Consider the following 18,465-nt stretch of genomic DNA (forward strand, 5'->3'; position numbering starts at 1 on the left):
GGCGCCTTTATTGCCGTGGAGTTGCGCATGTTCGCCAACCTTCCTACCTTGGCATTTGCCGGTATTGGCCTGATGGGCCTGCCCATGACTCGCCGGTTGCTGGCTGCGGGGCATTCGTTACATGTGTGGAACCGTAATGCCGACAAGTGCCTGCCGCTGGAGCAGGGCGGTGCCGTGCGGGTGACGAGTCCCGCTGAGTTGTGCCGAGAGGCTGACATAGTGATGCTGTGCCTGGCTGACACTGCGGCGGTGCGTGAGGTGGTATTTGGCCCTGGTGGCATTGTCGAGGGCGCTAGAGCCGGTCAGGTGCTGGTGGACTTCTCCAGTCTCGAGCCGGCGGCAACCCGGGAGATGGCCGCCGAGCTGGCTGCGCGAACCGGCATGCGCTGGGTGGATGCGCCGGTGTCCGGCGGCACGCCGGGTGCCGAGGCGGGGACGCTCGCCATCATGGCCGGCGGCGAGGTGGCCGATATCGAGCGCATACGGCCGATTCTCGCGCATCTTGGTCAGCGCCTAACACGCATGGGCGACGTGGGCGCTGGGCAAGTGACCAAGGTGTGCAACCAGATGATCGTTGCCTGCAATGCTCTGGTGATTGCCGAAGTGGTTGCCTTGGCAGAAAAGGCGGGAGTCGATGCCAGCCTTATTGCCCCCGCTCTGGCAGGTGGCTTTGCCGATTCCAAACCGCTGCAGATTCTGGCGCCGCAAATGGCTGAGAGTCGTTTCGAGCCGATCAAGTGGCATGTGCGTACCTTGCTCAAGGATCTGGATACCGCCGCCAAGCTTTCCCGCGAGCAGGGCAGCGCCACGCCCATGAGTGGTCTGGCCGCGCAGTTGATGCGGCTGCACGCCAGCCAGGGGCACCTTGAGCATGATCCGGCCACCCTGGTGCAGCAGTATCGCGAGGAGCAGGCATGAAGGTCGCGGCCAACCTGTCCATGTTGTTCACCGAAGTGCCGCTGGCTGAACGCGTGTTGGCTGCGGCCGCCGCGGGCTTCGACGGGGTGGAAATCCAGTTTCCGTACGACCTGCCGGCGATCCGCCTGAAAGAGGCATTGGCGCGTGCGGGCGTGCCGTTGGTGCTGATCAACCTGCCGGCGGGTGACTTCATGACCGGCGGCCCGGGCCTGGCGGCAGTGCCGTCGCGCCAGGCCGAGTTCGATACGGCGCTGCAGCAGGCGCTCACCTATGCGGCGATGGTGCGCCCGGCTTGCGTCAATGTGCTGGCTGGCCGACAGGCCGAAGGCGTCAGCCGCGAGCAGGCGCTGGCCGCTCTGGTGGCCAATTTGCGCACGGCGGCCGAAGCGTTTCAGCTTCTCGGCATTCATGTGCTGTGCGAGGCGATCAACCCGTTGGATATGCCGGGCTTCCTGATCAATACGCCTGAGCATCTGGATGAACTGCTGCGGGCGGTCGACCACCCTAACTGCCTGGCGCAGTTCGACCTCTACCATATGGCGCGGCAGGGGCTGGATATCGAAGCCGGTATCGGCCTGCTGGCTGGGCGGATCGGCCATGTGCAGTTTGCCGACTGCCCGGGGCGCGGGGCGCCAGGTAGCGGGGCTCTGGATTTTTCGGCCCTGTTCAGCGAGCTCCGGGGCGTTGGCTACCAGGGCTGGCTGGCTGCGGAGTACAAGCCCGGGCGGCCCACCACGGAAACCCTGGGTTGGCTGGCTGAACTGGCTGGATAAAAAAAGGGCCTGCAATTGCAGGCCCTTTTTATGGGGGCGGTGCGGGTCAGGCTTTGCCGTGGTAATCGTTGAGCGAGATGACGCGAGTCTTGCCGACGCGGTGGCGGTAGATTTCGCGCAGGTACTTGATGGCCTTTTTCACGCTTTCACGTGACAGGCGGATGTCGTTGATCGAGACGAACTTGTCCTGGTCGTTGATCAGCTCGCGGTACTTCTTCTCGTACATCGGCTTGATCGCGTACCAGTTGGTGTCGAGGATCTTCGCCGGGTTCTCGTGCTCGTTGAGCATGGCTTCGATCATTTCTTCGTCAAACTCCTCGGAGACGATGAAGTCGAGCATGGCGTTGTCCAGGCTGTCGTCGTAGCGGTACTGGTCGCGGGCGAAGCAGCGTTTGATGAACGCCACGATCAGGGTCAGGAAGTCGTCCGACAGGCACGGGCTCTTGACGATCAGGGTGGTCAGCGACAGGTTCGCCGAGGCGCCGATCACCAGCGCGTAGCGCTTCAGCGTGGTGTTGGGGAACAGGCTGTTGAGGTGGGTCTTGAGCCGGTTCAGGTCCATGTAGGACAGTTTGTAGTCCTTCGGCAGCGAGACGATGGACACCACCGAGGAGCAGTTCTTGAAGAAGTGCAGGTCGCTCAGGGCGCTGGCGTCGAAGCCGGTCTTCTTGTACTGGTCGAGGGCTTCGCGGTAGCGCTTGGCCTCGATTGGCAGCAGGCTGATGCCTTCGATCGCCTGGGTCGCCTTGTTGAAGTGCGGCAGGTCGATGGAGCGGAAGAACAGGTCGTCGATGTTCAGCTTGGGCTGTTCTTTCTCGAATACCTTGAACTTGTCGGTCGGTGGCGTGGCCTGTTCGGCCACCACGGATTCCGCATACGCCACGGCTACCGGGCCGGCCAGGCTCATGAACAGGTCGTTGGCGTCGAGGCGGATGGTCTCGCCGATATCGATGCCGGCACGCCGGAAGTAGTTCTGGTCGTAGTCGGTGGTCACCGCCTGGGCGGTGAGGATGTTGAAGATCTGCTGCGAGATGTACTGGTTGGCGTGGCGCTCCATGGCGTTCACGTCGATGTTCTGGATGTTGCCGCCGTCGCTTTCCTCGGCGTAACGCATGATGTCGTTGGATATCAGCATCATCGCGTTCCAGGGGCGGATGCGGCGCATCACGCTTTCTTCGCCGGTTTCTTCGCTGTCGAAGTTGTAGGAGAAGTCCCACTCTTCGGAGAGGTACTTGCACAGCAGGCGGCCGGCGTTGATGTGCAGGGCTTCGGACATCTCGATGCGCTGGTCGGAGATGTTCGGCAGGATGCAGATGCCGCTGGTGAAGATCGGCTCGAAGACGAACGAGTGGTCGCGGTTGTCGCCGCTGACTTCCGGTTTGATCTCGAACGTCTTGCTCATGTAGGCGAATTGCTGGGCCAGGCCGAACTCCGAGGCCATGCCCGATCCGGTGCCGCCGCCAGCGCTGAAGATGTAGAAGTACAGGCGCGACTGGTTGGCCTTGATCCCGCAGGAGTCGATCAGGTAGCTGTGGATGAACTTCCAGTCTTCGTTGGTGAAGCGCTGGGTGTCCTTGTTGAGGATGATCTTGGCCAGGTACTGACCGAGGATCGGTGCGTTACCAGCGCCGCCGGCATGGACTTCGGAGAGGTCCATGATCTTCATCTTGCTGTAGTCGTTGAGGAAGCCGCTGGTCTCGGTCTTGCGCGAGAAGCGGATGCGGCCCTCGATGTCCTTGTCCAGGTCGCCGAGCATCACCAGCGGCTCGATCAGGAACACCGGCTTGGCCGCACGGCTCGGGGACAGGCGCAGGTTGTTGCGGATCCAGCTGGCCGGGCGCTGTTCGCTGTTCAGTTTCTCCTGGTTGCTGAACTCGTTGAGGTAGAACTTGCGCGCGTTGTACACCAGCGAGGCGACATCCAGGGCGATGTTCGAGCCGCAGCGGCCGAGGCCGATCAGGCAAACGGACGGGAAGGGCTGGGTGTTGCGCGCCTCACTGCCGTCATCGTTGCGCACCTGGGGAAACACGCGCTCGCGCAGGCCGTCGAGGTTTTCCAGGATGCGATCGATATCGCGTTCGGTGAAGTACATGTACTGCTCGCCATTCGGCGTAATGGCCGTGATCGGCAGCGCGGGCAATAGATTTTGCTGGGCCTCTGCGGCAGCAGCAGCGGCTACGGCACGTGCTTCGGAGACTGTGGAATCTGCGTCTTTTGTTGTTTTCATCGTCGACATTCCAATGGGTGAACGAGTACGGACCGGTGATACGTACTAAATAAATTCTGTTTTGTTACATGAGTAGCACTATATACAGCGAATTCGCACTATTCGAGCCGGGAGCCGGCTCGTTGCAGGCTTTTTTCATCACCTTTGATCGGGCTGTTTAGCCTGCCTGGTCATCCGCATTTTGCCCGCCTGGTCACAGCTGTTTGCAGCGTGTCGAACATCCCCTTGAATCCCCCACGCGTCGGCTCCACGCCCGGTTGCTGCTGGGCGTAATCAATGCTGTGAGGTGGGAGTTAAAGGAAGGGCTCGATCAGCCTTGGGGTGGCACTTTGATTGCACTTTAGCTGGTTTCCCGGTGGCAAGAACAGGCATCAAGCGCGTCGGCCGATTATCTGTCGCATTTCTCCGCTGTTTCTTGTTGAGAGGGATGACTAATGGAGTGGGGGTCGCTGTAAGCAGTCTCTGCTGGACTGAATAACTGTCTTTGCAGTCAGCTTTATCGTGTTTTGCCTTGCCCGGAAGGCGGGCCAGGGAGTAGGGTTGCAGGCCCGGCCTGCCTGGCCTCGATGTTGTTGGATGACCTGTGAAACCCGTATCTAAGGCCATGCTGATGCTGGCCTTGGTGCTGGCGGCGATCAATTTGCGCCCTGGCATCACTTCCCTCGCGCCGCTGATCGAGCGAATCGCCACCGAACTGGCTCTGAGCCGTGGCCTGATCAGCCTGACGACTGCTTTGCCCGTGCTGTGCATGGGCCTGCTGGCGCCATTGGCGCCGCGCCTGGCTGTACGCCTGGGGCTTGAGCGCACCATTGCCCTGTGTCTGGCATTGATCACCCTGGCGTTGCTGCTGCGTCTGGGCAGCCAGGCCAGCGTATTGCTGATTGGCAGTGCGGTGCTGCTCGGTGCCGGTATCGCTGTGGCCGGGCCGTTGCTGTCGGGCTTCATCAAGCGGCATTTCCGCGATCATGTCGGTCAGGTGGTGGGCTGGTACTCCTTCAGCATGGCCATCGGCGGCGCAGGCGGGGCGGTGTTGACCGTGCCGCTGACCCAGGGGCTGGGTGATAACTGGAGTCATGGCCTGGCAGCCTGGGCGCTACCCGCGCTGCTGGCCCTGTTGTTCTGGCTGCGTCTGCCGAACCGCGCCGAACACGCCGCGCAGAGTGATGCCCAGGGCCTGCCCTGGCGTGAGCCGCGGGCCTGGCTGGTGACCGGCTTCTTCGCCATCCAGGCGGGGTTCTTCTACACCATGGCCACCTGGCTGGTGGCGCGCTACCACGAGGCCGGTTTCAGCCTGTTGCACAGCAACGGTCTGTTCAGCCTGTTCATGCTGGTGGGGCTGCCGAGTGCCTGGCTGATGCCCTGGCTGGCGCAACGCTTCGATATTCGCCAGCCGCTGCTGGTGGCGTGTGGGGCCTGCATGAGCGTGTGCCTAGGCATGATCACGTTCCTGCCGCAGTTTCTGCCCGAGACCTGGGCGGTACTGATGGGGCTGGCGCTGAGTGGCTCGTTCTCGTTGTCTCTGGTGTTGCCGCTGTATGAGGTGCATACGCCGCTTGCGGTCAGCCGCTGGACCGCGATGATGCTCTGCGCCGGTTACGGTATGGCCTGTCTGGCGCCGATTCTGGTTGGCTTGGGGCGCGATCTGGCCGGCAGCTATCAGGTGCCGTTCATGGTGCTGATCGGCCTGGCGCTGCTGATGACCGTGCTCGCCTGGGCATTGCGTTCACCAAGCGAGCAGCGAGTTAAGGCATAGTTCCTTTGCAGCGGCTAAACCCTGTGATAGAAGGCTGCCTGATCTTTCTGGAGTACCCGCGTGGAGCCTGAATCCATCGTCTATGGCTGCATCCGTGACTGGCCTTCTGGCGATCGCGAGCAGCGTCTGCTGCGCCGCGATACCAACCGCCGGATGCTTGACCAACTACCCCAGGGCGAGGCCTGGCCTTTCCTCGGGCGCGAGATGTTTTCCTTCTGCTCGGCCGATGGCGAGGGCCTGTACCAGACCCAGGTGATTCACTTCGGTGCCAGCTACCGGGCGGTGGAGTACGAGTGGAAGCTCTGGGTCGAGGAGTTCGAGGCGCTGCTCAAGCGCTTGTACTGGGCCAGCGCCGTGGTGCACCTGGAAACCGAGCTGAATGGTATGCACACCTTTCGCTGGGAGTCCGAAAGCGGCTTCCACAGCCCGCAGGAAGATGACCTGCGCATGCGCTGCGTGTGGGAACGTGAAGGCAGCCTGCGCGGCTGATCGATCAACTCCAGGCCCTGAGGCCCGTGATGCTCAACTACTTCTGGTTTTTTCTTGCCGCGCTGTTCGAAATTGCCGGCTGCTACGCCTTCTGGACCTGGCTGCGGCTGGGCAAGAGCGCCTGGTGGGTGGCTCCGGGGCTGCTCAGCCTGACGCTGTTTGCGCTGCTACTGACCCGTGTCGAGGCTAGCTATGCCGGGCGGGCCTACGCGGCCTATGGCGGGGTGTATATCGTTGCGTCGCTGCTGTGGCTGTGGCTGATCGAGCGGGCCAGGCCGATGACGACCGACTGGTTGGGGGCAGGGCTGTGCCTGCTCGGGGCCGGCATCATCCTGTTCGGCCCACGGCTCGGTTGGCGTTGAGCCGCGCGCTGCTGCGCTAGCGGGTTACTCTTCCAGCCACTCGCGTGGCACCTCACTTTTCAGTGCCAACTGGCATTGCTGGCTTTCCGCATCGAAGACGATCACGGCCTGGCCCTTGTGCAGGGCGTGACGGGCGCGTTCGACACGGGTCACCAGCGGGGTTTCGTCGCCGTTGTCGGTGCCGTCGCGGGTAACGAAATCTTCCAGCAGGCGGTCCAGGGTGTCGGCTTCGAGCAGGTGATAGGGGATCAGCATGGCGGGCTCTCTACAACGGGGCGCCCATGCTAATCCTTCGTCAGGGGCTGATCGAGAAGAAAGCGATCAAGCGTGGCGAACAGCAACTGGCTATCCAGCGGTTTGCCGAGAAAACCGTCCATGCCGGCCTGGGCGCCCATCTTGCGGTGCTCATCGAGGATGTGCGCGGTCAGTGCGATGATCGGCACGTTGGCCAGTTGCTTGCTGTGTTCCAGCTTGCGGATCTGCCGGGTCGCCTCGAAACCGTCCATTTCCGGCATCTCGCAGTCCATCAGGATCAGCTGGATCGAGTCCGGGTCGCGCTGGTATTCGTTGACGGCTGCCAGGCCATTGGTCACCAGGCGCACGCAGTAGCCGCGTTTCTTCAGGAAACCCTGCACCACCAGTTGGTTCACCACATTGTCTTCGGCAACCAGAATGCACGGCACGGCGCTGCCATTGCTGCTGGGCTCCGGCTCGGCCGCGCGGGTTTCGTTGCGCCGCTCGCTGTACAGCTCCAGCAGGGTGCTGCGCAGGCTGGTGATGGCGATCGGCAGTGGCAGGTTGAGCAGGCGCAGGCCTTGGCCGTTGGGCAGGTTGGGCGTCTGCTCGGGCGGGTGCAGCAGGAGCACGCGCTGGCCGCGGTCAAGCAAGGGCCCGAGGCTGTCCAGCCAGTGGCTGGTGCTGCCGGGCCACGGCGTCATTAGCACCAGGAGTGGGGGTGTCGCGAAGTCTTCCAGGTAGTCGCGCAGGCGCTCGGGGTCCTGGCAACGCTGGGTGCGCATGCCCCAGCGCTCGAGCAGGTGACTGAGTGCTTCCAGCCCTGCGCCATCCAGCGAGCAGAGCAGGGCGGTGCGCCCGCTGGTCAGGCTGGCCAGCTCGTCTGGCTCGTCGCTGCCGGCGCGCAGCGGAATATTGAAGCTGAAACGGGTGCCCTGGCCGAGGGTGCTCTGCACCTCGATCTGGCCGCTCATCATTTCCACCAGCTCCTTGCTGATGGCCAGGCCCAGGCCGCTGCCGCCGTAGCGGCGGGTGGTGCTGGAGTCGCCCTGGGAGAAGGACTTGAACAGCTCGCTTAGGGTTTCGTTGGGGATGCCGATGCCACTGTCGCTGACGCTGAACACCAGGTGTGCGTTGCCCAGGCTGTCGCTACGCCGGCAGATGTTCAGCGCCACATGGCCTTCCTGGGTGAACTTGAGGGCATTGCCCAGCAGGTTCATCAGCACCTGCTTGAGCCGCGTCGGGTCGCCCTGGATGCGTCGTGGCACGCCGGCCTGCAGGCTGACATACAGGCGCAGGCGCTTGTCCTGGGCCTGGGCGCTGAACAGGATCAGGGTGTCGGTGAGCAGTTGTTCGAGGTCGTATTCGATCTCTTCCAGGCTGAGCTTGCCGGACTCGATGCGCGCGTAATCGAGGATGTCGTTGATCACCGCCATCAACGAGCTGCCGGAGCTGCTGATGGTGTCGACATAGAACCGTTGGTTGCGGTCCAGGCTGGTGTCGCGCAGCAGTTGCAGCATGCCCAGCACGCCATTCAACGGCGTGCGGATTTCGTGGCTCATCTTGGCCAGGAAGCGGCTCTTGGCCAGGCTTTCCACCTCGGCCTGCTCGGCGGCCTGGCGCGAGCGGTAGCCTTCTTCCTTGAGCAGGTTGATGCGGTCGGCCAAACCGATGGACAGGGTCAGCAGCTCGATGGTGACACCAACCTTGACGATCTCCGCGCCGTAGATGCCGAATAGCTCCACGCCCAGCGAGCCGCTGGTGACCAGCATGAACGACACCAGCAGCACGCTCCAGGCCAGCACGTAGTAGGAGCCGTGGCGAATACCGCGGCGCCAGACGTAGATGCCGGCCAGCAACAGGACCAGCGAGACGAACAGCACGGCCAGGCTGGCGAGGATGTTCCAGGCCTGCAGGCCGATGGCCCCGACGGACAACAGGCAGCCGCAGGCCAGCAACATCAGCAGGCGCAGGCCGCGATCGAGGCGCGGGAAATACTGGCGGGTATGCAGGAAGTGGCGGCTGAACTGGGTGGCCGTGAGGCAGTGCAGGAACATCAGGATGTAGATGCTCACCGACTGCAGGGCAACGTGCTCGGGCAGCAGCTTGAACAGCATGCCGTCGAAGCAGGCGGCGAACAGGCCGATGTTGACGTTGTACACCAGGTACCAGAAGTAGGCCTTCTCGCGCAGGGAAATGAACAGGAACAGGTTGTAGCAGAACATCGCGAACAGCACGCCGTAGAAGGCGCCGTTGATGCCCATGAGGTTTTCCTGGGCTGCCGCGCTGGCTCCGTAGGTGCTGAAGAACAGCGGCACGAACAGGGTGCTGGTGGATTCGATGCGCATCAGCAGGGTGTTGCTGCCATGCGGCAGGTTCATCGGGAACCAGAAGTGGCGCACCTGCACCGGGCGCTGGGCGAAGGCGAAACGGTCGCCGCTTTCCTGATGCTGCAGGTTGCCGTCGGCGTCCTGCAGGTAGACGTCGATCTGGTCGAGCAGGGCGTAGTTGATTTCCAGGTAGCCGTTCAGCACGTGTTGCTGGCTGTTGACCAGGCGCGTCTTGAACCACCAGACCGAATCGTTCTTGCCCAGGTTGGCGTGGTCGCCGTTGATCTGCTGGAAGTCGCTGTCGGGCAGGTGCTGGACCTGCTCGGCACTCAGGGAACCGTCGCGGTCCTGGTAATAGCCGGTGTAGGGCGCCAGAGACAGGCGCAGTTCTTCGCGGTCCAGGGGGGCTGGAGTCAGCGCCCAGAGCGGCCCGCTAAGCCACAACAACAGCAGGGCCAGACAAAAGCGAGGCATCGCTTACCTCTTTGTTTTTATACGTCCGTAGCTGCACTGTGCCTTGTATGCCAAGGGGGCCACAAGCCCCCCTGTGTTGCCCCAGGCACAGACCCTAGAGCAGCTTAGTCGGCCTGCGGCGGACGTGCCCCCAACACGCTTTCAACGGTGGGCACCTGGGTTTCGCTGGCCATCTGCGCGTCGTGTTCGATCTGGTGACTGAAGCGCTCCAGCGAATGGTGCTTGCCCGGATGCGCATCGCTGGCGAACACCGGCGGGCTGAGCATGTAGGCGCCGAGCAGGCGCGTCAGGCTGGCCAAGCTGTCGATATGGGTACGTTCGTAGCCGTGGGTGGCATCGCAGCCGAAGGCCAGCAGCGCGGTGCGGATGTCATGGCCGGCGGTCACCGCCGATTGCGCATCGCTGTGGTAGTAGCGGAACAGGTCGCGGCGCAGGGGCAGTTTGTTTTCCTCGCCCAGGCGCAGTAGGTGGCGGGACAGGTGGTAGTCGTACGGGCCGCCGGAGTCCTGCATGGCCACGCTGACGCAGTGCTCGCTGGAATGCTGCCCCGGTGCCACCGGGGCGATGTCGATGCCGACGAACTCACTGACATCCCAGGGCAGGGCGGCCGCCGCGCCTGAACCGACCTCCTCGGTGATGGTGAACAGCGGGTGGCAGTCGATCTCCAGCTCGGCGCCGCTGTCGCGAACCATCTTCAGGGCCGTGAGCAGCGCCGCCACGCCGGCCTTGTCATCCAGGTGGCGGGCGCTGATATGGCCACTTTCGGTGAACTCGGGCAGCGGGTCGAAGGCGACGAAGTCACCGATGGCGATGCCCAGCGCCTCGCCATCGGCGCGCGTGCTGCAGTAGGCATCCAGGCGCAGCTCGATGTGATCCCAGCTGATCGGCATCTGGTCCACTTCGGTATTGAACGCGTGCCCGGAGGCGAGCAGGGGCAGCACGCTGCCGCGCAGCACGCCCTGGTCGGTGAACAGACTGACGCGGCTGCCTTCGGCGAAGCGGCTCGACCAGCAACCGACGGCCGCCAGGGCCAGGCGGCCGTTGTCCTTGATCTCGCGCACGCTGGCGCCAATGGTGTCGAGGTGCGCGGATACCGCACGGTCGGGGCTGTTCTGGCGGCCCTGGAGGGTGGCGCGGATGGTGCCGCGACGGGTCAGTTCGAAGGGGATGCCGAGTTCCTCCAGGCGCTCGGCAACATAGCGCACGATGGTGTCGGTGAAGCCGGTGGGGCTGGGGATGGCGAGCATTTCCAGCAGGACTTTGCGCAGGTAGGCGAGATCGGGCTCGGGCAGTCTGGGCATGGGGTCTCCTTGGTTGTACGGCGCCTGGGTGGGCGCGCTGGCGTCAGCTTTGCTGGCGCAGCAGTGGGAACAGCAGGTCGACGAAGCGCTCGGCGGTCGGTTGCGGTTCGTGGTTGGCCAGGCCGGGGCGTTCGTTGGCCTCGATGAATACGTGCTCGGCCTGGGTGGCGTCCGGCACCAGCAGGTCCAGGCCGACCACGGGGATATCCAGGGCATGGGCGGCGCGCAGGGCGGCCTCGCGCAGTTGAGGGTGCAGTTGCGCGGTGACGTCTTCCAGGCTGCCACCGGTGTGCAGGTTGGCCGTCTTGCGCACGGCCAGGCGGATGCCGGCCGGCAGCACGCGGTCGTAGTCGTAGCCGGCGGCATGCAGGGTGCGCTGGGTTTCCGCGTCCAGCGGGATGCGGCTCTCGCCGCCGGTGGCGGCCTGGCGACGGCGACTGAGGGCTTCGATCAGCGCGCCGATGCTGTGGCGGCCGTCGCCGATCACTTCCGGTGGGCGACGGATCGCGGCGGCGACCACTTCGAAACCGATCACCAGCACGCGCAGGTCATGGCCCGTGTGATAACTCTCCAGCAGCACGCGGCTGTCGAACTGGCGGGCGCGCTCGATGGCAGCCTCGACCGCCGCTGCGTCCTGCAGGTCGACGGCAACGCCCTGGCCCTGTTCACCATTCACCGGCTTGACCACCAGGCTGCCATGCTCGGCGAGAAACGCGGCATTGTCCTCGGGGCTGCCGGCGAGGCGCTGCTCGGGCTGGCGCAGGCCGGCGCGGGCGAAGGCGCGGTGGGTCAGTTGCTTGTCCTGGCACAGGGTCATGCTTACGGCGCTGGTCAGGTCGCTCAGCGACTCGCGGCAGCGGATGCGCCGTCCGCCGTGGTTGAGGCTGAACAGGCCAGCCTCGGCGTCATTGACCAGCACGCCGATGCCCCGTCGCCGCGCCTCATCGATGATGATTCGCGCATAGGGGTTGAGCGCCGCCTCCGGCCCAGGGCCGAGGAACAGCGGCTGGTTGAAGCCATTCTTGTGCTTCAGGGAAAAGGTCTGTAGGTCGCGAAAGCCGAGTTTGGCGTAGAGGTTCTTGGCCTGGCGGTTGTCGTGCAGCACCGACAGGTCGAGGTAGTTCAGGCCGCGGCCCATGAAGTGCTCGATCAGGTGACGCACCAGCGATTCGCCGACCCCCGGACGCGGGCATTGCGGGTCGACGGCCAGGCACCACAGGCTGCTGCCGTTTTCCGGGTCATGGAAGGCGCGGCAATGATCGAGGCCCATGACGCTGCCGATCACCACGCCGCTGGTGCTGTCCTCGGCCAGCCAGTAGGTGGGGCCGCCCTTGTGCAGCGGGGTCAGGCGTGTCGGGTCGACGGGCAGCATGCCGCGTTGCTGGTGCAGGCGGTTGATTGCCTGCCAGTCGCTGTCGCTGCCGGCGCGGCGGATGTTGAAGCCGCGGTGCGGGCGGCGGGCCGGGCGGTAGTCGCTGAACCACAGGCGCAGGGTGTCCGACGGGTCGAGGAACAGCTGCTGCGGCGCCTGCGCCAGCACCTGTTGCGGCGCGGCCACGTACAGCGCGATGTCGCGCTCGCCCGGCTGCTCGCCGAGCAGGTCGGCGGCCAGGCTGGCGGCATCCGGGTAGGTATGCCCGATCAGCAGCCGGCCCCAGCCGCAGTGCAGCACCTGGGGCGTGCTGGCCTGCGCGGTGCCGTCTTCGGCAAGGCGCGCCTGCAGGCGTTCGTAGGAGGGTGTCTGGCCGCGCAGCAGGCGTTGGTTCAAGGCGGTGGCGCGCATGGTGATCTCCCTGTCGTGTTCAAAGGCCGTGTTCGTTCAGCCAGAGGTGCAGTGCGGCCAGCTGCCAAAGCTTGGAGCCGCGCAGTGGGGTGAGCTGACCCTGCGGGTCGCCCAGCAACCGGTCGAGCATGGCGGGCTGGAACAGGCCGCGATCCTGGCTGGGGTCGAGCAGCAGCTCGCGCACCCAGTCCAGGGTACGGCCTTGCAGGTGCTTGAGGCCGGGCACCGGGAAATAGCCCTTGGGCCGGTCGATCACTTCATGGGGGATGACCAGGCGTGCAGCTTCCTTGAGCACGTGCTTGCCACCGTCCGGCAGCTTGAAGCGCGCCGGGATGCGTGCCGAAAGCTCCACCAGGCGGTAGTCGAGGAACGGTGTGCGCGCCTCCAGGCCCCAGGCCATGGTCATGTTGTCGACCCGTTTGACCGGGTCGTCGACCAGCATCACCGTGCTGTCCAGGCGCAGGGCCTTGTCCACCGCGGCGCTGGCACCGGGGCTGGCGAAGTGCTCGCGGACGAAATCGCCTGCCCAGTCCGGGCCTTGCCAGCGCGGCTGCAGGGTGGCCTGGCATTCCTCCACGCTGCGGTCGAAGAAGGCTGTGCGGTAGGCGGCTAGCGGGTCAGGGGCGCCGTCCACTTGCGCGTACCAGTGGTAGCCGGCGAACAGCTCATCGGCGCCCTGGCCGCTCTGCACCACCTTGCAGTGCTTGGCCACTTCCCGCGAGAGCAGGTAGAAGGCGATGCAGTCATGGCTGACCATCGGTTCGCTCATGGCGCGGAAGGCTGCCGGCAGTTGTTCGAGGATTTCTGCCTCGTCGATGCGCAGTTGCTGGTGGCGAGTGCCGTAGTGGCGGGCGATCAGGTCGGAATAGTGGAACTCGTCGCCGCGTTCGCCGCCGGCATCCTCGAAGCCGATGGAGAAGGTCGACAGGTTTTCTACCCCGGCCTCACGCAACAGGCCGACCAGCAGGCTGGAGTCGACACCGCCCGACAGCAACACGCCGACATCCACCGCCGCGCGTTGGCGGATCGACACCGCCTGGCGCAGGCCATCGAGCAGGCGGTCGCGCCAGTCCGGCAGTTGCAGCTCCACTTCATCGGCCTGCGGACCGTAGTCCAGCTGCCACCAGCGCTGCTGCTGGCTGTGGCCGTTGGCGTCGATGCGCAGCCAGGTGGCCGGCGGCAGTTTCTGCACGTCGGCCAGCAAGGTGCGTGGGGCTGGCACCACCGAGTGGAAGTTCAGGTAGTGGTTGAGCGCCACCGGGTCCAGGGCGCTGCTGATATCGCCGCCGGCCAGTAGCGCCGGCAGGCTGGAAGCGAAGCGCAGGCGCTCGCCATTGCGCGACAGGTACAGCGGCTTGATGCCGAGGCGGTCGCGAGCGATGAACAGTTCTTCGCGGTCACGCTCCCAGATGGCGAAGGCGAACATGCCGTTGAGCTTGGGCAGCAGCGCTTCGCCCCAGGCGTGATAGCCCTTGAGCAGCACTTCGGTGTCGCCACGGGAGTGGAACTGGTAGCCCAGCGCTTCAAGCTCGCTGCGCAGTTCCGGGTAGTTGTAGATCGCACCGTTGAACACCAGCGCGAGGCCGAGCTGGTTGTCGATCATCGGCTGCCCGGAGGCGGCTTCGAGGTCCATGACCTTCAATCGGCGATGGCCGAACGCCAGCGGCCCTGCACTGTAGAAGCCATGCGCGTCGGGGCCGCGCGGGGCGAGGTGATGGGTGACGCGTTCGATGGCGGCCAGATCGGCCGGTTGATGGTTGAAACGTAGTTCTCCAGCTATTCCGCACATAATTCCTTACCGGTTTTGCCGTTGGGGAGGGCCCGCCGGAAGGCGGGCATTAGTGGTCGGACAGGAGGATTTTCAGAAGGTTTAGATTATTCAGTTATAGAAAGGCACTGCTTCGTAGGAGCTATGCCCCGTCATTCCCGCGCAGGCGGGAATCCAGCTCGGTGCTGGGCAAGCCGGGATAGCCAAGGGCAGAGCTGCTAGCGTTTGCCGCGGATCAGCGTGCGCAAGGCGAAACGGTTGGGGTGACAGGCTTCGGCGACGCTGCGTGGCACGGGTAGCGGTTCGTCATCGAGCCAGGCGGCCAGCAGCTCACCGCACAGCGGGGCTGTGATCAGCCCGCGCGAGCCGTGGCCGCTGTTGACGTACAGACCATCGAGCCAGGGGCAGGGCACGTCTGGCACCTGGCGCGCATCTTTGCTGAGCACTGCATAGGCCTCGGCAAAGGCCGCGTGGTCCGCCAGGGGGCCGACGATGGGCAGGTAATCCGGGCTGGTGCAGCGGAACGCGGCGCGGCCTTGGAGCAGCGCCGGGTCGAGTTGCTCGGTGTTCAGGCGTGCAGCCAGGTCGGCGGAAATTTCCTCCAGCAGCTCCAGGTTGCCGGCATGTTCGGCGGTGGTGGGCGTCAGGTCGTTGCTGTGAAAGTCGAAGCTGGCGCCCAGGGTGTGTTCGCCCTGGCGCGCGGGCGCCACATAGCCTTCGGCGCAGACCACGCAGGCCAGGGCGGCGCTGGCTGGGGTCTGTGGCAGGCGGCTGATCTGCCCGCGAATGCGCTTGAGCGGCAGTTCGGCGGCTGCGGCGAAGCGGGTGACGTCGGCGGCGCCAGCCAGCACCACGACCGGCGCGCTGGCCAGCAGCTGTTCGCCGTCCAGGGCCTGCCATTCACCGTCGAGCCGGCGCAACTGCAGGGCTTCGCGGTGGGGCAGCAGGCGAACCTGCGGGTGTTCGGCAAGCAAACGGCACAGGGCCGGCGGGTGCACCCAGCCGGCGTCGGGGTAGAACAGGCCGCCGGCGGGGAGCTGGATACCGGCACGGGCCTCGGCCTGGGCCTGATCGAGGTTGTGCAGCAGATCCGCCGGGAAGGCCTCGGCCAGACGCGCCTGGCGTTCGCTTTCCTTGGCATCGAAGGCCAGTTGCAGCACGCCGCAGGGTGCCCAGTCGGCGCCGGCTTGCAGGCGTTGCAGCAGACGCCGCGTATGACCGAAGCCGCTGACGATCAGTTGCGACAGCGCCGTGCCGTGGGCGGAGAGCTTGAGGTAGAGCACGCCCTGCGGGTTGCCCGAGGCTTCCTCGGCGATTGCGCCGTGGCGCTCCAGTAGCGTCACCTGCCAGCCGCGTGCGGCCAGGCTGGCGGCAGTGGCGCAACCGGCCAGGCCCGCGCCGATCACCAGGGCTTCGCGATGCTCGGGGCGATACGCCGCACGGGCAAACCAGGGCTTGTCGGCGCTGGCTGGCGGGCCGGCGTAGCGGCCGCTGAGGTTTTCCCATTTGGTGCCGTAGCCCGGTACCCGGCGCATGGCGAAGCCGGCTTCGATCAGCGCCCGGCGTACGAAACCGGTGCTGGCGAAGGTGGCGATGCTGGCATCTGGCGCAGACAGCCGCGCCAGTTGCTGGAACAGCGGCAGGCTCCACATGTCGAGGTTCTTCGCCGGGGCGAAACCGTCGAGGAACCACACGTCGATCTGCCCATCGAGCTGCGGCAGCATGTCCAGCGCATCGCCGATCAGCAGGGTCAGCACCACGCGCCCGCCGGCCAACAGCAAACGCTGGAAACCGGGGTGGATGGCGACGTAGTGATCGAGCAACTGGCCGGACCAGGGCGCCAGTTCCGGCCACAGGGCCAGCGCGCGCTGCAGGTCGGCGGGGCTCAGCGGGTACTTTTCCACGCTGACGAAATGCAGCTGGGCATCGGCCGGCGCGCAGCGCTCGAACAACTGCCAGGCGCAGAGAAAGTTGGTGCCGGTGCCGAAGCCCGTCTCGCCAATCACCACGCGTCCACCCGCTGGCAGCGCGCTGAACCGCTCGGTCAGCCGATTGCCGTCGAGGAATACGTGGCGCGTCTCGCCGAGGCCGTCTTCGCGGGCGAAATAAACATCGTCGAATTGCCGAGAATGCGGTTGGCCTTGGGCGTCCCAGTCGAGCTGGGCATACGGGGTGGGGGTGTCGGTCATGATCGCGGCTCACAGGCAAGGCGCGCATTCTAGCGGATAGACCTCGCTATTTTCGCCTTGCGCACTTGCCCGCCACCGGTGGCGATCCGCTAGGCTGAGCGGAACTGATCAGGGAGTGTGTACATGTTCGAGTCTGCGGAAATCGGTCATGCCATCGACAAGGAAAGCTACGAGAAGGCGGTTATCGAGCTGCGCGAGGCTTTGCTGGAGGCTCAGTTCGAGCTGAAGCAACAGTCGCGTTTCCCGGTGCTGATCCTTATCAATGGCATCGAGGGGGCCGGCAAGGGCGAGACGGTGAAGCTGCTCAGCGAGTGGATGGATCCGCGGCTAATCCATGTCGAAAGCTTCCTCACGCCGACCGACGAGGAGCTGGCCCGGCCAGCGCAGTGGCGCTTCTGGCGCAAGCTGCCGCCCAAGGGGCAGATCGGCATCTTCTTCGGCAACTGGTACAGCCAGATGCTGCACGCGCGGGTCGATGGCGATATCAAGGATGCGCGCCTGGACCAGCTGATCGACGCCACCGAGCGCTTCGAACGCATGCTCTGCGACGAGGGCGCACTGATCTTCAAATTCTGGTTCCACCTGTCGAAGAAACAGCTGAAGAACCGCCTCAAGGAACTGGAGAGCGACCCGCAGCGCAGCTGGCAGATCAACCCGCTGGACTGGAAGCAGAGCGAGGTCTACGACCGTTTCGTGCGTTTCGGCGAGCGGGTGCTGCGCCGCACCAGCCGCGACTACGCGCCCTGGTACGTGATCGAGGGCTCCGATGCCAACTACCGCAGCCTTACGGTCGGACGTACCCTGCTCGAAGGGCTGCAGGCGGCGCTGAAACTCAAGGGGCGACCGCGGCCCCAGCCCCATGCGGCGCCGCTGGTGGCCAGCCTCGACAATCGCAGCTTGCTGGACAGCCTCGATCTCAGCCTCACGCTGAGCAAGGACGACTACAAGCAGCAGCTGGCCGCCGAGCAGCAACGCCTGGCCCTGCTGGTACGTGACAAGCGCTTTCGCAGCCATGCGCTGATGGCGGTATTTGAAGGTAACGATGCAGCCGGCAAGGGCGGGGCGATCCGCCGGGTTACCGGTTCCCTGGATCCGCGCCAATACCGCACCGTGCCTATTGCCGCGCCGACCGAGGAGGAGCGTGCGCAGCCCTATCTCTGGCGCTTCTGGCGACATATTCCGGCGCGGCGGCAATTCACCATCTTCGACCGCTCCTGGTATGGCCGGGTGCTGGTGGAGCGGGTCGAGGGCTTCTGCACGCCGGCCGACTGGTTGCGCGCCTATGGCGAGATCAACGACTTCGAGGAGCAGCTGCACGACTACAAAATCGTGCTGGTGAAGTTCTGGCTGGCGATCGACAAGGACGAGCAGGCGCGCCGCTTCAAGGAACGTGAGGAGACGGCCTTCAAGCGCTACAAGATCACCGACGAGGATTGGCGCAACCGCGACAAGTGGGAGCAGTACGTCGATGCGGTGGGCGACATGGTCGACCGCACCAGCAGCGAGATCGCACCCTGGACCCTGGTGGAGGCCAATGACAAACGTTATGCGCGGGTGAAGATACTGCGCACCATCAACGATGCGCTGGAAGCAGCGTTCAAGCGCAGTTGATCAGCATGCGGCTGCAGGCGCCGGAGCCGGTTCAGAACGCGCGACTCTCGATGATGTCGCTGCTCTGGCGCATTCGGCGGATGTAGAAGGCGATTTCCCGTTCGGCATCCACGCGCGTGAAGTAAGGGCCTTCCAGGGTGCCTTCGCGGGTGGAGAAGAAGTACTGGCCGTTGACCGCGCTGACGCGCTCGCTGCGGTAATGCGTGCTGGGCGTGGGATCGACGCCGCGTTGACCGAACATGGTGAAACCTCC

The 18,465-nt window shown here is 64.8% G+C and carries 14 protein-coding genes; 6 read left to right on the forward strand and 8 right to left on the reverse strand.

The window, feature by feature from the left end; genetic code table 11:
* Positions 1 to 27: 27 nt before the first annotated feature.
* Both H3H51_RS19100 and H3H51_RS19105 read left to right on the forward strand, forming a co-directional pair.
* The gene (locus H3H51_RS19100) at positions 28 to 918 is read left to right on the forward strand and encodes an NAD(P)-dependent oxidoreductase (RefSeq protein ID WP_183090665.1); all 891 of its coding nucleotides are present in this window, start codon (positions 28 to 30) and stop codon (positions 916 to 918) included.
* Positions 915 to 1,691: a hydroxypyruvate isomerase family protein gene (locus H3H51_RS19105; RefSeq protein ID WP_183090666.1), complete on the forward strand. Its 777-nt coding sequence runs from the start codon at positions 915 to 917 to the stop codon at positions 1,689 to 1,691. Before H3H51_RS19100 ends, H3H51_RS19105 begins: the two co-directional genes overlap by 4 nt.
* Positions 1,692 to 1,737: 46 nt before the next feature.
* Here H3H51_RS19105 and H3H51_RS19110 read toward each other — a convergent pair whose 3' ends face one another.
* Positions 1,738 to 3,918, reverse strand: coding sequence for a hypothetical protein (locus H3H51_RS19110; protein ID WP_235981429.1), 2,181 nt, complete (start codon positions 3,916 to 3,918; stop codon positions 1,738 to 1,740).
* A gap of 583 nt (positions 3,919 to 4,501) precedes the next feature.
* Between H3H51_RS19110 and H3H51_RS19115 the strand changes: the two genes are divergently transcribed.
* Genes H3H51_RS19115 through H3H51_RS19125 form a run of 3 tightly spaced genes read left to right on the forward strand, consistent with a single transcriptional unit; the run spans position 4,502 to position 6,522 of the window.
* Positions 4,502 to 5,671 (forward strand): MFS transporter, encoded by a 1,170-nt coding sequence (locus tag H3H51_RS19115; RefSeq protein WP_183090667.1) that lies wholly within the window; start codon positions 4,502 to 4,504, stop codon positions 5,669 to 5,671.
* 60 nt (positions 5,672 to 5,731) lie between these two features.
* Complete coding sequence (locus H3H51_RS19120; protein ID WP_183090668.1) at positions 5,732 to 6,160, forward strand: hypothetical protein; 429 nt, start codon at positions 5,732 to 5,734, stop codon at positions 6,158 to 6,160.
* 29 nt (positions 6,161 to 6,189) lie between these two features.
* Positions 6,190 to 6,522 carry a YnfA family protein gene (locus tag H3H51_RS19125; protein WP_183090669.1) on the forward strand — a complete coding sequence of 111 codons (333 nt, stop codon included), beginning with the start codon at positions 6,190 to 6,192 and terminating at the stop codon, positions 6,520 to 6,522.
* 24 nt (positions 6,523 to 6,546) lie between these two features.
* Here H3H51_RS19125 and H3H51_RS19130 read toward each other — a convergent pair whose 3' ends face one another.
* From H3H51_RS19130 to mnmC, 6 genes are all read right to left on the reverse strand, one after another.
* Positions 6,547 to 6,777, reverse strand: coding sequence for a YheU family protein (locus H3H51_RS19130; RefSeq protein ID WP_183090670.1), 231 nt, complete (start codon positions 6,775 to 6,777; stop codon positions 6,547 to 6,549).
* 29 nt (positions 6,778 to 6,806) lie between these two features.
* Complete coding sequence (locus tag H3H51_RS19135; protein WP_183090671.1) at positions 6,807 to 9,560, reverse strand: hybrid sensor histidine kinase/response regulator; 2,754 nt, start codon at positions 9,558 to 9,560, stop codon at positions 6,807 to 6,809.
* A 104-nt stretch (positions 9,561 to 9,664) separates the two neighbouring features.
* Entirely contained in the window at positions 9,665 to 10,861 is a 1,197-nt protein-coding gene (locus tag H3H51_RS19140) for an osmoprotectant NAGGN system M42 family peptidase (RefSeq protein WP_183090672.1), read from the reverse strand.
* Between the two features lie 43 nt (positions 10,862 to 10,904).
* Positions 10,905 to 12,644, reverse strand: coding sequence for an N-acetylglutaminylglutamine synthetase (gene ngg / locus H3H51_RS19145; protein WP_183090673.1), 1,740 nt, complete (start codon positions 12,642 to 12,644; stop codon positions 10,905 to 10,907).
* A gap of 19 nt (positions 12,645 to 12,663) precedes the next feature.
* Entirely contained in the window at positions 12,664 to 14,433 is a 1,770-nt protein-coding gene (locus tag H3H51_RS19150) for an N-acetylglutaminylglutamine amidotransferase (RefSeq protein ID WP_183090674.1), read from the reverse strand.
* Positions 14,434 to 14,630: 197 nt separating this feature from the next.
* Positions 14,631 to 16,601: a bifunctional tRNA (5-methylaminomethyl-2-thiouridine)(34)-methyltransferase MnmD/FAD-dependent 5-carboxymethylaminomethyl-2-thiouridine(34) oxidoreductase MnmC gene (gene mnmC / locus H3H51_RS19155; RefSeq protein ID WP_183090675.1), complete on the reverse strand. Its 1,971-nt coding sequence runs from the start codon at positions 16,599 to 16,601 to the stop codon at positions 14,631 to 14,633.
* A gap of 123 nt (positions 16,602 to 16,724) precedes the next feature.
* On the opposite strand from mnmC, the gene pap reads away from it, so the two are divergent.
* Positions 16,725 to 18,212 (forward strand): polyphosphate:AMP phosphotransferase, encoded by a 1,488-nt coding sequence (gene pap, locus H3H51_RS19160; RefSeq protein ID WP_183090676.1) that lies wholly within the window; start codon positions 16,725 to 16,727, stop codon positions 18,210 to 18,212.
* Positions 18,213 to 18,243: 31 nt separating this feature from the next.
* Here the strand turns inward: pap and H3H51_RS19165 are convergent, their stop codons facing one another.
* The gene (locus H3H51_RS19165) at positions 18,244 to 18,453 is read right to left on the reverse strand and encodes a DUF6316 family protein (RefSeq protein WP_183090677.1); all 210 of its coding nucleotides are present in this window, start codon (positions 18,451 to 18,453) and stop codon (positions 18,244 to 18,246) included.
* Positions 18,454 to 18,465 lie beyond the last annotated feature (12 nt).

This window comes from Aquipseudomonas ullengensis (assembly GCF_014174475.1).
Lineage (GTDB): Bacteria > Pseudomonadota > Gammaproteobacteria > Pseudomonadales > Pseudomonadaceae > Aquipseudomonas > Aquipseudomonas ullengensis.

What these genes read in the sequence shown, in the direction of transcription:
- H3H51_RS19100 (WP_183090665.1), top strand. Translation starts at nt 28, where the DNA reads ATGTTCGCCAACCTTCCTACCTTGGCATTTGCCGGTATTGGCCTGATG.
- H3H51_RS19105 (WP_183090666.1), top strand. Translation starts at nt 915, where the DNA reads ATGAAGGTCGCGGCCAACCTGTCCATGTTGTTCACCGAAGTGCCGCTG.
- H3H51_RS19110 (WP_235981429.1), bottom strand. Translation starts at nt 3,918, where the DNA reads ATGAAAACAACAAAAGACGCAGATTCCACAGTCTCCGAAGCACGTGCC.
- H3H51_RS19125 (WP_183090669.1), top strand. Translation starts at nt 6,190, where the DNA reads ATGCTCAACTACTTCTGGTTTTTTCTTGCCGCGCTGTTCGAAATTGCC.
- H3H51_RS19130 (WP_183090670.1), bottom strand. Translation starts at nt 6,777, where the DNA reads ATGCTGATCCCCTATCACCTGCTCGAAGCCGACACCCTGGACCGCCTG.
- H3H51_RS19135 (WP_183090671.1), bottom strand. Translation starts at nt 9,560, where the DNA reads ATGCCTCGCTTTTGTCTGGCCCTGCTGTTGTTGTGGCTTAGCGGGCCG.
- H3H51_RS19140 (WP_183090672.1), bottom strand. Translation starts at nt 10,861, where the DNA reads ATGCCCAGACTGCCCGAGCCCGATCTCGCCTACCTGCGCAAAGTCCTG.
- ngg (WP_183090673.1), bottom strand. Translation starts at nt 12,644, where the DNA reads ATGCGCGCCACCGCCTTGAACCAACGCCTGCTGCGCGGCCAGACACCC.
- H3H51_RS19150 (WP_183090674.1), bottom strand. Translation starts at nt 14,433, where the DNA reads ATGTGCGGAATAGCTGGAGAACTACGTTTCAACCATCAACCGGCCGAT.
- mnmC (WP_183090675.1), bottom strand. Translation starts at nt 16,601, where the DNA reads ATGACCGACACCCCCACCCCGTATGCCCAGCTCGACTGGGACGCCCAA.
- pap (WP_183090676.1), top strand. Translation starts at nt 16,725, where the DNA reads ATGTTCGAGTCTGCGGAAATCGGTCATGCCATCGACAAGGAAAGCTAC.
- H3H51_RS19165 (WP_183090677.1), bottom strand. Translation starts at nt 18,453, where the DNA reads ATGTTCGGTCAACGCGGCGTCGATCCCACGCCCAGCACGCATTACCGC.